The organism is Methanolobus tindarius DSM 2278 (genome assembly GCF_000504205.1).
In the GTDB taxonomy this organism is placed as follows: domain Archaea; phylum Halobacteriota; class Methanosarcinia; order Methanosarcinales; family Methanosarcinaceae; genus Methanolobus; species Methanolobus tindarius.
This window is the reverse complement of the sequence record NZ_AZAJ01000001.1, coordinates 2624468-2637782: the sequence shown is the minus strand read 5'-3', so window position 1 is coordinate 2637782 and position 13315 is coordinate 2624468. Positions and strand designations below refer to the sequence as shown.

Genomic DNA, 13315 nt, shown 5'->3' with positions numbered 1-13315 from the left:
AGTAATAAAACGAGTAAAGATCCAAGATGTTTGAGTTATATCACCCACCATTCACAAGAGAAGTCGAAGGTACTGAGATAATAGTTGAGAAGCAGGGAGATGAGCTTATCTACAAACATATCCTTGATGGAAATGTTGAAAAGGAATTGCTCCTCCTCAATAATTACACAGATATCCTCATAAATCCTATTGAACCAGTAAACCTTCCTGAAAAGATAACATCATCTCTTCTTATTGATTTTAAAAAACCGGCAATTATTCGTGCGGGTGACAGAAAAAAGATCTATCTGAAATTTCCCGTTGAAATCGGGGTTTTTGTAGCTGATAAGCCCGGGAACTATGAAGTCATTGATATCTTAACATTCACAAAAATAAAATACACACTTTACGGAAGTCACACAAACGGAATAATATGCAGGCACTGGGAAAGTGATGTTTTTACAGAGGAACCTGAGACTGACATACTCTATGAAGGATTTATTGAACTTGATGTGCTCAATGATTCAAGTTACCATATCGAAATTTCAAAAGCAGTATTCAATGCCTATGGTATGAAACTCTATTACGGAGACAAAAGACTTGGCATGAAAGCCAGTATGAAAATAATAAACAAACTGCTTGCTGAAACGGATTTCAGCACACAGCCTACAACTTCAAGATTCAAGCGTTCCATGGAACTTTACACTGCACGCAAACTTGCAATGACAAGCACAAAGGGAATTATGGAGTTTGGTATTAATGAATAATAGCAGCGCTGTAGATACTGTATCTTCATATATGCCGGTACTTTCAGATCCAGTGCTGCAGGTAGTAACTGTAATAGTTATTCTATTCTTTACCATAGTCATAGCAAAGGGTATAACAATATACCTGCAGAGGTCACTTAAAGACAAGATGGACAAGGAACATCTTAATATTCTTATCAAATCCATCTATTACGGAGCCATAGTCCTTTCCATTGTAGGGGTAATTTTCCCACTACTGAATATTGATACATCAGGTCTTCTTGTTGCAGGAGGAGTAGTTGGTATCGTTATTGGTTTTGCCAGCCAGAGTATCGTTGGGAATTTTATTTCCGGTGTCTTCCTTATGATAGAAAGACCTATCAAAATAGGTGACCAGGTAAATATAGACAACAAGCTGGGTTATGTTGAAGACATAAAAATAATCTCTACTATAATACGTACCTATGACGGGCTTTATATTCGCCTTCCAAATGAAACGGTTTTCACCACCAGCATAACAAACTATGTTGCAAACCTTACAAGGAGATTTGAATACATAGTTGGAATCAGGTATAGTGATGATGCCGATGAAGCCATAAAAATCATCAAGGATATTATTGAAATGGAACCATTCGCATTGGTAAATCCCGGGCCAAGTGTCTTTGTTGACACACTTGGAGACAATGCAGTCAACATAATTGTCAGGATATGGGCACCTGCAACTCACTGGTATGATATGAAAATGAAACTTCTCTGGGTTATCAAGAAGACACTTGAGGATAATGGCATAGAAATCGCATTCCCACAGAGAACTGTATGGTTTGCCAGTGAACTGGAGACCAGAAAGATGAATAGCAGCTGTGTTCAAAAAAACACATATAATGACTCAGGAATGGAGATTGATGAAGCATGAAAGCAGTATGTATTTGTTTTGAGGTACATCTGCCATTACCTCTTCGCTGGTACTGGCCAAAAGAAGGCTATGGAGATGTACATATCGAAAAATACTTTGATATGGAAAAAGCGTTTCATAACTTCACAAAATTTGCTTCAAATATTGAAACACTGAATGAAGCACTGTCCAAATCCATAGATAACGGGGGCAAATACACCCTTGATGTTTCTGGTGTTTTTCTTGAGCAATGCAAGTTGAAGCCTGAGATAATAGATGGATTCAAAAAACTTGGGAGCAAAAATGTCTCATTTGCAGCTTCACCTTATTATCACTCCATATCATGCCTGTTCCCAACTCTTGACGAATTCAAAAAGCAGGTTGAAATGGATGTGAAAACTATCAGGGATGTTTTTGGGAACGAGCCTGAAACCTTTGTTAATACCGAACTTTTGTTTGATAAAAAGATAATGAAAACACTTAAAGAAATGGGATTTAAGTGTTTTATTTCCGAAGGTTCACACAACATAATGAATGGATATGACCCCATGCATGTCTACGATAATGAAGTTCCTACACTTTTAAGACACATAAACCTCAGTGAGGATCTTGAAATCAAATTCTCAGACAGGGCATGGCCGGGATACCCGTTGATAGCTGATAAATTTGCATCATGGATTGCAAGTATGAAAGGCGAAGTTATTACTCTTTACATTAAATACGATGCAATCAACACTCATCTCCAGAACAATGAAGGAATACTCGATTTCCTGCATGAGCTGCCTCTTTGCCTGAAAAAACATGGCGTGAAAATGTTATTGGCTGAGGAAGCTGTGGAGCTTTTCAAAAAACAGGAGCTTCCATCACTTGAGTCAAAAATGACGGCACGCTATGGAATGCATAACCTGCTTGGAAATCATGCACAGCATCTCTTCATGCATGAACTGGTAGATATAGGCGAGATGCTGGAAAAACTGGATGACGATTACAAACGAGAGAAGCTTACAAAGATTTACAGATACCTGCAGCAAAGCGAGATATTCCTGGAAATGAATTCCGAGGAGAGAAGGCTTGGGTATGAACGTGCAGTGAATGACCTGTCCATACTTTCCGATATCGAGCGGGCAATAATTATAACAGAAGCAACTGAAGCTGCACAGAATGAATCAGCCGGGAAAAAGGAGGCTGCAAAATGAACTCCATATGCCCTTTCTTTGAAGTTCACCAGCCATACAGGCTGAGGTGGTTCTGGCCTGATCACAAGCAGGGATTTGAGCGATATTTTGATGAGACTGTCAACAAAGAAATTTTTCACAAGGTCGCAGGAAAATGTTATATTCCTGCAAACAGGACACTGCTGGAACTTGTTGACAACACTGACGGATATTTCAGGGCAAGTATGTCAGTCACCGGAACCCTTCTGGAACAATGCATGGAATGGGGAGAAGACGTACTTGATACATTCAGGGATCTTGCTGATACAGGCTGCATTGATTTTCTTGACGAGACATGTTACCATTCCCTTGCATCACTTTTTGAATCCAAGGATGAATTCATGGATGAGGTTAAAGAGCACCGTGACCTCATATCAGATCTTCTTGGAGTGACACCACGGGTATTCAGGAATACCGAGATGCTTTATAACAACAGTGTTGCACACTTTGCTGAAAAACTCGGATACGATGCCATTCTGACAGAAGGTATTGAAACCATACTCCACGGAAGGTCACCTGACCATGTCTACAGGGCAAAGCATTCAGATATTGCAATTCTCATGCGTAACTATAAACTCAGTGACGATATTGGTTATCGTTTCTCATCACAGTGGTGGGAAGAATATCCTTTAACAGCAAGTAAATGGGCAGACTGGGCTTCCCGGAACCATGGAGAAACACTCAACATTTTCATGGATTACGAAACATTCGGTGAACACCAGTGGGAAGATACCGGAATATTTGAATTCCTCAGGGCACTTCCTGGTGAAGTCAGGGACAGAGGCATGCGATTCCTCACACCTTCAGAAACCATTGACGCGTACAAACCTGTGGGAGAGATAGATGTAGGAGACTTTTCCACGGTATCATGGGCTGATATTGAAAGAGATACCAGTGCCTGGCTTGGTAATGATATGCAACGCCGCTGTTTTGAGGAAATGAAATTACTTGAACCTTATGTCAGGAAAACAAATGACCCGGAACTGCTCAGGATATGGAAACATATGCTTACATCCGACCATTATTACTACATGAGTACAAAATGGCTTGGTGACGGCGATGTGCATTCATATTTCAGTATTCACAACTCGCCATACGATGCGGCGGTGAACTTTATGGCAGCACTTAATGATTTCAAATCCCTGGTATTCAAAACCCTTAACTCACCAGCATAATAATATATTGTGTAATGTCATATAATTCTCTGGAGTTTATGTATGGTAAGAGATCTTTACATGTTCTCGAGAGTGAATGAGAAAGCGGACGTAGTCTGGTTCAAAATTGCCTATGAGAACACATTGCATTCTGAAGCGGATATAACTTCTTTTTTTGCTGAGAAAGAACTTGATATTAGATTTGCCTACCTTGATAGTTCGGAAGACCCAACAAAGGGCAAGTATGTTATGTTCACTGAGGCTGAAAAAGGAAGAGATATAGACAGTATTGCACAAGAACTTGAAAATATGGATGTAGTGCTCTCGGTCAAATGGGGCTATTCAAAGAACAGAGCCATCCAGTCAGTGGATTTTCCCCTGCAGTTGCTGAGTAAAAGAGCAGTCATTATCAGGGCAAAAACTTTTGTTGACATTATCAACATCATGAATGAACAGGTACCCCAATCTGAGGGACTGCTTACCATGATAGGAATTCGAAACGGTTCCGGAGCTGCCAGATACATGCAGGAGATGACAGAGATGAATGATGACAACTTCCTTGACCTTCTGGGAGAATTATTCATGGCTGCAGGCTGGGGAAAAATTGACCATGAAATCAATATTTCCGAACTTACCGGAACTGTGAGGATGACAGATTCTTTCCTTGCAGATGAATTCGGGGACAGTGATGTCCCTTCATGCATATATATCAGTTCATTCCTTGCGGGATACATATCAGAATGCCTGAAAAAAACAGTACAGGTCAGGGAATCCAGATGCAAGAGCATGGGCGATGAAATCTGCGAGCATGTAATATCTCCTGCTCCGGCGGGTGTTAAAATAGAGCACGTACTTAGGGGAGAGTCACATTGATACGACAACCTAACGCAATCCTCGGGAATGAAAAACTGCTGGTCACCATTGGTAAAAAAGGAGAGATATTTGGTTTTTATTATCCGGGAAAAGATTTTGCCCAACATGTGGAAGAGTCACAGGCGTGTATTCATGACGGAAATCAATTACTATGGTCCAATTCCCGGGAATGGGCCTCCGAGCAGAAATACATAGAGAACACCAATATTGTGACCACTGAAATGAAAAATTCAAACGGGCTGCAAATGGATATAACTGATTTTGTTCATCCCCGATTATCGGTTCTTGTCAGGAAATATAAAATCACTTCCCAGAGAGGGTTACATGGCAAATTCTTCTACTACTCTAATCTCCAGGTCGGGGAAATGAAAAAGAAGAACTCTTCATTCTGTGATTATGATTCCGGAATCCTGGCCCAATACTGGAAAAGTCATTATGTAGGAATCAGTTCAGAACCTTTGTTTAAGGAATGGCAGATTGGAAAAGCCATGGACACAATATGGTGGACAAATGCAAAGTATGACATGGAAGATGGAGAACTCCAGAGGAACAACGAAGACATAGGCAACCTTAATTGTGCTGTCGGCTGGGATCTGAATATTGAACCTGGAAAAACTGCTGAGTTTACAGTTTTCATTGGTGGAGCATCAAGAAGACCAACTTTATACAGAAAAATGAGACAGGTGCAAAAAGAGAATTTTGCAGACATCTATAATGAAACCCAGGAACAATGGGTCAAATGGGTTTCAAAAAAAGTATTTCTTGAACTTCCAGATTATCTCGGTTTTGATAAATTCAAGCAGGACCTTCAAATGGCATTTAACCGTTCATTGCTTACATTGAGCATTCTCAATGACCCTGACAGGGGATCTTTTGTAGCGTCCCCGGAATTCGATCATGAATTCGAAATGAGCGGAGGTTATGGTTACTGCTGGAACAGGGACAGTGCGGAAATTGTCACTTCCCTGCTGGAATCAGGGTATCCTGAATACTGCTCTCGCTTTTTCAAATGGTGTAAAGCAACACAGATGCATGATGGCTCATGGTTCCAGCGTTACTGGCTGGACGGAAATAAAGCACCTTCATGGGGAAATTTCAGTTTTTCAACTCAAATAGACGAGACAGGCAGCACCATATTTGCAATGGACAGATACTACCGCACACTCCATCATCCCATAAAAGAAGAGTTTCTGGACAGTGTATGGGCTACCGTGTTAAATGCTGCTGAATACCTTATGAGAAGAACTGCTGACGGAGTTCATGACCCATGCATTTGCCTCTGGGAATCACATTCAGGTATTTTTACCTATACTAATGCTGCAATTTATGCAGGACTTCTTAGCGCTGCCAACATGGCAATGGATTATAATGAAAACGGTCTTGCGGAAAGGTGGACAGAAAGAGCTGAATTCATCAAGAAAACTACAATTGAAAGATTCTGGCTTGATGAAGGTTACTTTGCCAGAGGAATTACCAACGGACAGCTTGATACTGCAATCGATGCAAGTATAATAGGTACTTTTGTTCCTTTCGGAATGCTCTCACCTGAAATTCCGCAGGAGAAGAAAATGATAGAATCCATCATGGAGAACATAGAGAAGTACCTCCGAGTTCCCGTTAGCGATCATTTTGGCATCAAGAGATATGTTAATGACAATTACATTGAAGGAAATCCCTGGATAGTTACAACCCTCTGGCTTTCAAAAGCAATGCTTGAAATGGCATATATTATTGATCCCGACTCAGGAGAAGTCGAGAACAAAGAACACCGGAAATACACTCATGGTGCGCTCAAGTATATCCAATGGTCCCTTAAAGGAACAACAAGTGCCGGAATGCTGCCGGAACAGGTCAACAAGTACTCTGGTCGTCCGGCGTGGGCAATCCCACTTTGCTGGAGCTGCGCACTTATGCTTGATAATATTCTCCTGCTTGATAAAATAGAAAAGAAACTCAATAGCTCAAAAGAGATAGATAATACCGGACTTACACATGATGTTTTCAGATTATCATGAGGGAACAGCAAAGGAATGGCTAATTACCAACGGCCTTGGTGGATATGCTTCTTCCACTGTGATAGGGACAAATACACGAAAGTACCACGGACTACTGGTCGCTTCCATGAATCCACCGGTAGAGAGAGTTGTTCTGCTATCATCCCTTGATGAAGAATTATATACTGAAGATGGTGTTCACAAACTAGCTGTTCACAGGTATCCTGGCACAATTTATCCGAATGGGAATGAGTACCTGAAAAGCTTTAGTGTGAAAACTATGCCGGATTTTCTTTACAATGCCGGCGGACTGACAATCAGAAAACGTATTCTGATGCTAAATGGTGAGAATACTACAATTGTGAAATATGATATTGAAAATCCTAAAAAAAAGCAGGCTTTTTTTAAAATACTTCCCCTGGTTAACAGCAGGTCAATACATAATCTCACCAGGGCTTCTGATATCTTCTTTACTCAGGAATCTAAAAAAAACAATACATTAATTAAGGCTTCGAATCTGCAATTTGGCCTTGTATCAGATTTGCGATACCAGGCAGATGAACACTGGTATTATGATTTTGAATATGGAGTTGAGATTTCAAGGGGATATCCTTACCACGAAGATAATTTTAATCCCGGTTATTTTGAACTCGAAATTAATGAGAAACATTGCTCATGTTTTGTGATTGCAAGTACAGAATCCGCAGAAAGCCTGAAAAAAACAGACCTGCAGACAATTGAGGAATTGATAAGCAAGGAAGAAAAAAGGATTCGGGACATTGCAAATAAAGGTGAGAACGACAGCTTTTTGCAAAAACTGCTGATTGCAGGCGACTCTTTTATTGTTAACAGGAAAAGCACAGGTGCAAGATCCATTATTGCAGGTTATCACTGGTTCGGCGACTGGGGAAGAGATACCATGATATCATTGCCCGGCCTGACACTTGTAACCGGACGCTTTGATGATGCAAAGTCTATACTCTCCACTTTTTCGTCCAATTGCAGACGCGGGCTTATACCTAATCTTTTCCCTGAAAATCCTGCCGATTCACCTGTTTACAACACCGTAGATGCTTCTTTGTGGTTTGTTCATGCTGCTGGAAAATATCTGGATTATACCGGGGATCTTGAATTTATCGGGAAAATCTGGCCGACTATAATGGAGATTATTGATAATTACCGCAAGGGTACAGACTATGAAATCAGGATGGATGATGACGGACTGATAGAACATTCAGGCCAGCTCACATGGATGGATGCAAAAATCGGCAACTGGGAAGTTACTCCAAGAAAAGGGAAGGCCTGCGAGATTAATGCACTCTGGTATAACGCACTTGTCTATGCTGCAGAAATGGGAGAGAAACTTGGCAGGGATGTATCAGGTCTTAGAACAACTGCTGGAATCACGGCTGAAAGTTTCAGGGAGAAATTCCATAATATTGAAAAAAACTGTCTTTATGACTGCATTTCAGGTCATGGTGAGAACTGGAAAGATGCTTCCATAAGACCAAATCAGGTTTTTGCTGTTTCCCTTACACATACTATGCTCCCGTATGAACTTGAAAAGGGAATTATGGATATAGTTACTGAAGAACTTCTTACTCCTTTTGGACTGAGGACACTGTCACCTGCTGACAGCAGGTATACTGGTTTTTACCGGGGAACTACTGAAGAGAGGGATGCAGCTTACCATAATGGAACTGTCTGGCCGTGGTTACTTGGACCTTATATTACAGCATATGCAAGAGTCTACAAAGACAGGACTGAGACTAAGGATAAACTTCGGGATTTGCTCAGAGATATTGAGGAACACCAGTATGAGGCCTGTATTGGTGGAATATCTGAGGTGTTTGATGGTAACTGGCCTCATAAACCCAATGGATGTGTTTCACAGGCCTGGAGTGTGGCTGAAATCATACGTTGTTATGTTGAGTCTATATAGAACTAAATATATTGTGTATTGACTTCCATACGCAATGTTTAAGAGAGTTTAAATTCATTTTAATACGTAATTTTGGGTTTTATTACAAAAAGTGTGTGGGAATTATGGAAACAATGAGAATTGCTATGTTCTCATGGGAGAGTCTCCATTCGGCAAAAGTCGGAGGCCTGGCACCCCATGTGACAGAGTTATCAGAGCAGCTTGCTAAATTAGGACATGAAGTGCACATCTTTACACGCAGTGCCTGGTACCGGGACTACGATGAAATAAATGGTGTTCATTACCAGAGATGCCGTTTTGACGAATCAGGAGATATACTGACTCAGATGAACAATATGTGTGATGCCATGTTTGAGCGTTTTGTCCGGGTTTCAAAGGAGTTCGGAGATTTTGATGTAATCCACGGCCATGACTGGCATCCTGTAAATGTGTTAAACCGCATTAAGTATGAGCTTGGAAAACCGTATGTAATGACATATCATAGCACTGAATGGGGAAGAAATGGAAATTCCCATGTAAACTCTCAGACAGCCAATGATGTTTCCCACAGGGAATGGCAGGGGGGGTTTGATAGCTCACAGGTAATCATTACTTCTGATAATTTCAAAAGGGAAGTTCAGGATCTTTATAGCATACCTGACTACAAGATTTCAATTATTCCAAATGGCATTTCCCCCGGGAAAATGGAAAAAGAGGTTGATGCCGGCTCTGTAAAAAAGGATTATGGCATACATCCTTACGCACCTGTGATACTTTTCACCGGCAGGATGCACTACCAGAAAGGACCGGATATGCTGGTCAGAGCCATTCCAAAAGTGCTTGACGGAAACAACTGGGGAGCTCACTTCGTATTCATTGGAGAAGGGGAAATGAGACCATATTGTCAGGATCTTGCAAACGATCTGAACATAGGTAATTCATGCCATTTCCTGGGCTATTCACCGGATGATGTTCTCAAAGACTGGACTAATGCATGTGACATGACATGTGTCCCAAGCAGAAACGAACCTTTCGGAATTGTGGTTCTTGAATCCTGGGATGCAACAAAAGCAGTTGTTGCAACCGATGCAGTAAAAATAGTTGATAATTTCCAGAATGGAGTCCTGAGTTACAGGAACCCCGACTCAATTGCATGGGGAATTAATTACGCCCTTGATGGCCTGGATTCACGAACACCCAGCATGGGTTCAAACGGAAAGAAACTTGTGAAAACTAAATTCAGCTGGGATACTATTGCAAGAAACACGGTTGACGTTTATAGCAAAATATAATGAAGTGATATCATGGACGAAATGTGTTTAAGTATAGGTGAGGCAGCAGGTTGTGTTTACAAGCTGCTGGAGAACGGAGAATCCAATATGGCAAACCTGAAAAGCCACCTCAAGGAAAATGGATATGACCAGCAAATGACATTTATGGCTATTGGCTGGCTTTCAAGAGAAGACAAGATTTGCATGGCCAAGAATGGAAATTCATGGTCTTTAAAATTAAAATAGTCTCAATAAACAGACTCTTTTATCACCTGAGGTACAGGAATCCTCAGGCTATCTTTTTTCGTAGACATATTACATAGTCCTATATATTTATATATAGTTTTGTATTTAATGCCGCAGTAATAAATTGATAAATGTTACGGAGTAATTTGATATAGGTAAAACTCAATAAATTATATACCTTATTAAAAAACAGAATTAGGGGGAATTATATGATGAAAATGGAAAATAAATCAGTAAAGAGCTTGGCTTTTAAGCCTATGTTATTGCTGGTTGCAGTGGTTTTATTAACAAGCACTGCAGTGGCAGCAAATAACAGCACAGGAAACAGAATATGGGATGCAGATGAAAATCTCTCCCTTGAATATACATGGACAGCACTAACTTATTCAGGATTCTACTATGACCTTGACTCAGGTGTCGGGTCAGAAACACTCACCATCACACTTGACAGCGATAGTGACAGAAGCATTGGAGATGGTGACCTTGAATATGCAACAACCCCTATTGACACTGAATTTGAACAGGATGACTGGGGTTCATACCAGGTTATCGGATTTATGGCAGAGAGATACTTTGCAGGCTACACCGATGACACTGAATTTGCAGATGACAGTGTCAGCCTTATATCAGACGGAATTCTGGCAAAGGTACTGCTTGACGATGATGATGAAGTTTCACTTTATTCAGGATCCTCACTCATACTTGAAGAAGGATATGAGCTTGAAGTTGTTGAAGTCGATCTTAATGGTGACAGTGTCATGGTAACACTCTCACAGGACGGAGACGAAATTGATACAAGTATTGTATCTGCAGATGACGATTATGTATATGAGAAGGAAATTGGCACTGATGATGAAGTTCCAATAATTGCAGTACACTTTAACAACATTTTCCAGGGTACCGAAACAAACGCAGTGTTTGTTGAGGGAGTTTTCCAGATATCTGAAGACTATGTGGAAATCGAATCAGGAGATTCTTTTGGAAAGATGGAAGTCCAGACCTTAAGTTCTGACGAGATAACGATGGAGAACTCTGATGGTATTTCACTAGGAAGAGGGGACACAGTCACCATAATGGGTAAACTGAAATTCATTGTTGCAGACGACAATACCCTGAGATTTGGACCTGTACTTGATATGTCCGACCCGGGAACCTACGAACTCAGGGGTACAGTGGCAGAGGATGAAGAACTTACCTGGACTCCACTGAACTTTGAAGGTTTCTACTACAACATTGATGAAGGCGTTGGAACCGAATCCCTTGAGATCAAAGACCTTGGTGGAAGGACAATAGATGATGGTGACCTTGTTTACAGGAGTGTACCACTTGACGTAAGTTTTGAGCATGACGACTGGGGAGACTTCCAGGTTGTCGGTTTCATGGCAGAGAAATATTTTGCCGGATATCCTGACAATGAGTTTACCGATGATGTAAGCCTGCTTTCCGATGGTAAGCTCTCAAAAGTACTCATTGACGATGACAGTCAGACCTCACTTTATTCCGGTTCTTCATTGATACTGGAAGAAGGATATGAGCTTGCTGTTGTGGAAGTTGATACCAATGGTGATAGTGTAATGATAAATCTCCTGCAGGACGGAGATGAAGTTGACACCGGAATCGTATCTTCTGATGATGATTACGTCTATGAGAAAGACATTGGTTCTGTAGATGATGTACCAATCATTGTTATTCACTTTGATGAGATATTCCAGGGTACCGAAACAAATGCGGTATTTATTGAAGGTATCTTCCAGATATCAGAAGACCTTGTAGAAGTAGAAGATAACGAGAAATTCGGTGAGATGGAAGTTACAAGTTTCTCATCAGATGAGATTGTCCTGAAGAACGAAGATTCGATTACACTCTCAAGAGGAAACATCATCGATATCATGGGAGATATCGCATTCAACGTAGCAGATTCAGGTGATGTACGCTACTATCCTTTCGTGGAAGTTTCCACTGAACCAACAGAATCTCTTTCCATTGAAATCGAATCTGTGATAGAAGAAGATGAAGAAATAGAGATAGAAGTTACATCCAGAGGTGCTGCAGTAAGTGGTGCTACCGTAATGTTTGGTGACGATGAAGCTGGAACCACAGGAACTGACGGAACAATTTCTTACACTCCTGGAACTGCAGGTACCTTTACAGTTACTGCTGAAAAGGACGGATATGTTTCCGCCAGTGAAAAAGTTGAGGTAATCTCTTCGGATGACGCTACAAGGAAGCTAATCATTGAAGTTTCACCTGAGAGTGTTGTAGAAGAAGACAGCATCACAATAACAGTTATGACTGCAATTGGCGGTGACGCCATTGAGGATGTACAGCTCTACTATGATAACAATCTCATTGGAAGCACTGGTGCAGACGGTACTCTTAGCTACACAGTGAAGGAAGCAGGAATGCACAAACTTGAAACTTCAGCCTCCAGTTATCTTGATGCAGAACTGAATCTTGAGGTTCTTGCCCTGGAAGCAAAGTTCACATACTCAAATCTTCAGGTAAGCCCGATACTTGTGAAGACAGGTGAAGATGTCACTGTAACTGTGGATGTAACAAACACAGGAACAGCAACAGGTGACAAGAATGTTGAGCTTATGATCAATGGAACAACTGTAGATTCACAGAGTGTCTCACTTGATGCAGGAGAATCAACTTCTTTGACATTCATAGTCTCTGAAGAGGAAGCTGGAACCTATGAAGTTCAGGTTGGCAGTTCTACAGCAAGTTTTGATGTTGAAAAGAGTTCCATTCCAGGACCTGGAATTCTTGTATCTGTAATGGCATTCATTGCTGTTGCAATGCTAATACGCAGGAAAGAAAACAAATAAGCAAAGAACTTAAACTTGAAGTCAGGTTAAATTTGTACCTGCTTTTTGCAGGTACTCCCTTTTTCATATTTATATAATTTTTACTCACTGGATTTCATATTTTTTAAGGATCCTGTTATTCGAAAACTGTATAATCAAATTGCATACCCTTTTTAGTAAATATTAATCATTTTTTATACAGACAGAGAAACTTA

At 40.7% G+C, this 13315-nt stretch carries 10 protein-coding genes; all 10 read left to right on the top strand.

What is annotated here, in order from left to right; translation table 11 throughout:
* The first annotated feature begins 26 nt into the window (after positions 1-26).
* Positions 27-746, top strand: coding sequence for a DUF432 domain-containing protein (locus METTI_RS12545; protein ID WP_023846195.1), 720 nt, complete (start codon positions 27-29; stop codon positions 744-746).
* Complete coding sequence (locus METTI_RS12540) at positions 739-1638, top strand: mechanosensitive ion channel family protein (protein ID WP_023846194.1); 900 nt, start codon at positions 739-741, stop codon at positions 1636-1638. Before METTI_RS12545 ends, METTI_RS12540 begins: the two co-directional genes overlap by 8 nt.
* The gene (locus METTI_RS12535; protein ID WP_023846193.1) at positions 1635-2813 is read left to right on the top strand and encodes a polysaccharide deacetylase family protein; all 1179 of its coding nucleotides are present in this window, start codon (positions 1635-1637) and stop codon (positions 2811-2813) included. The genes METTI_RS12540 and METTI_RS12535 overlap by 4 nt, the downstream gene beginning before the upstream one ends.
* Complete coding sequence (locus tag METTI_RS12530; RefSeq protein WP_023846192.1) at positions 2810-4006, top strand: glycoside hydrolase family 57 protein; 1197 nt, start codon at positions 2810-2812, stop codon at positions 4004-4006. The genes METTI_RS12535 and METTI_RS12530 overlap by 4 nt, the downstream gene beginning before the upstream one ends.
* 42 nt (positions 4007-4048) lie before the next feature.
* Positions 4049-4858: a V4R domain-containing protein gene (locus METTI_RS12525; RefSeq protein WP_023846191.1), complete on the top strand. Its 810-nt coding sequence runs from the start codon at positions 4049-4051 to the stop codon at positions 4856-4858.
* Positions 4855-6873: a glycoside hydrolase family 15 protein gene (locus tag METTI_RS12520; RefSeq protein WP_023846190.1), complete on the top strand. Its 2019-nt coding sequence runs from the start codon at positions 4855-4857 to the stop codon at positions 6871-6873. The genes METTI_RS12525 and METTI_RS12520 overlap by 4 nt, the downstream gene beginning before the upstream one ends.
* Entirely contained in the window at positions 6851-8794 is a 1944-nt protein-coding gene (locus tag METTI_RS12515) for an amylo-alpha-1,6-glucosidase (RefSeq protein ID WP_023846189.1), read from the top strand. The genes METTI_RS12520 and METTI_RS12515 overlap by 23 nt, the downstream gene beginning before the upstream one ends.
* A gap of 104 nt (positions 8795-8898) precedes the next feature.
* Complete coding sequence (locus METTI_RS12510; protein ID WP_048135455.1) at positions 8899-10065, top strand: glycosyltransferase family 4 protein; 1167 nt, start codon at positions 8899-8901, stop codon at positions 10063-10065.
* Positions 10066-10077: 12 nt separating this feature from the next.
* Positions 10078-10290: a winged helix-turn-helix domain-containing protein gene (locus tag METTI_RS12505; protein WP_023846187.1), complete on the top strand. Its 213-nt coding sequence runs from the start codon at positions 10078-10080 to the stop codon at positions 10288-10290.
* A 209-nt stretch (positions 10291-10499) separates the two neighbouring features.
* Positions 10500-13121 (top strand): S-layer protein domain-containing protein, encoded by a 2622-nt coding sequence (locus METTI_RS12500; RefSeq protein WP_023846186.1) that lies wholly within the window; start codon positions 10500-10502, stop codon positions 13119-13121.
* The last annotated feature ends 194 nt before the right edge of the window (positions 13122-13315 follow it).

Excerpts from the sequence above, each read along its gene's own strand:
- METTI_RS12545 (WP_023846195.1), top strand. The coding sequence starts at position 27 with ATGTTTGAGTTATATCACCCACCATTCACAAGAGAAGTCGAAGGTACT.
- METTI_RS12540 (WP_023846194.1), top strand. The coding sequence starts at position 739 with ATGAATAATAGCAGCGCTGTAGATACTGTATCTTCATATATGCCGGTA.
- METTI_RS12535 (WP_023846193.1), top strand. The coding sequence starts at position 1,635 with ATGAAAGCAGTATGTATTTGTTTTGAGGTACATCTGCCATTACCTCTT.
- METTI_RS12530 (WP_023846192.1), top strand. The coding sequence starts at position 2,810 with ATGAACTCCATATGCCCTTTCTTTGAAGTTCACCAGCCATACAGGCTG.
- METTI_RS12525 (WP_023846191.1), top strand. The coding sequence starts at position 4,049 with ATGGTAAGAGATCTTTACATGTTCTCGAGAGTGAATGAGAAAGCGGAC.
- METTI_RS12515 (WP_023846189.1), top strand. The coding sequence starts at position 6,851 with ATGATGTTTTCAGATTATCATGAGGGAACAGCAAAGGAATGGCTAATT.
- METTI_RS12510 (WP_048135455.1), top strand. The coding sequence starts at position 8,899 with ATGGAAACAATGAGAATTGCTATGTTCTCATGGGAGAGTCTCCATTCG.
- METTI_RS12505 (WP_023846187.1), top strand. The coding sequence starts at position 10,078 with ATGGACGAAATGTGTTTAAGTATAGGTGAGGCAGCAGGTTGTGTTTAC.
- METTI_RS12500 (WP_023846186.1), top strand. The coding sequence starts at position 10,500 with ATGATGAAAATGGAAAATAAATCAGTAAAGAGCTTGGCTTTTAAGCCT.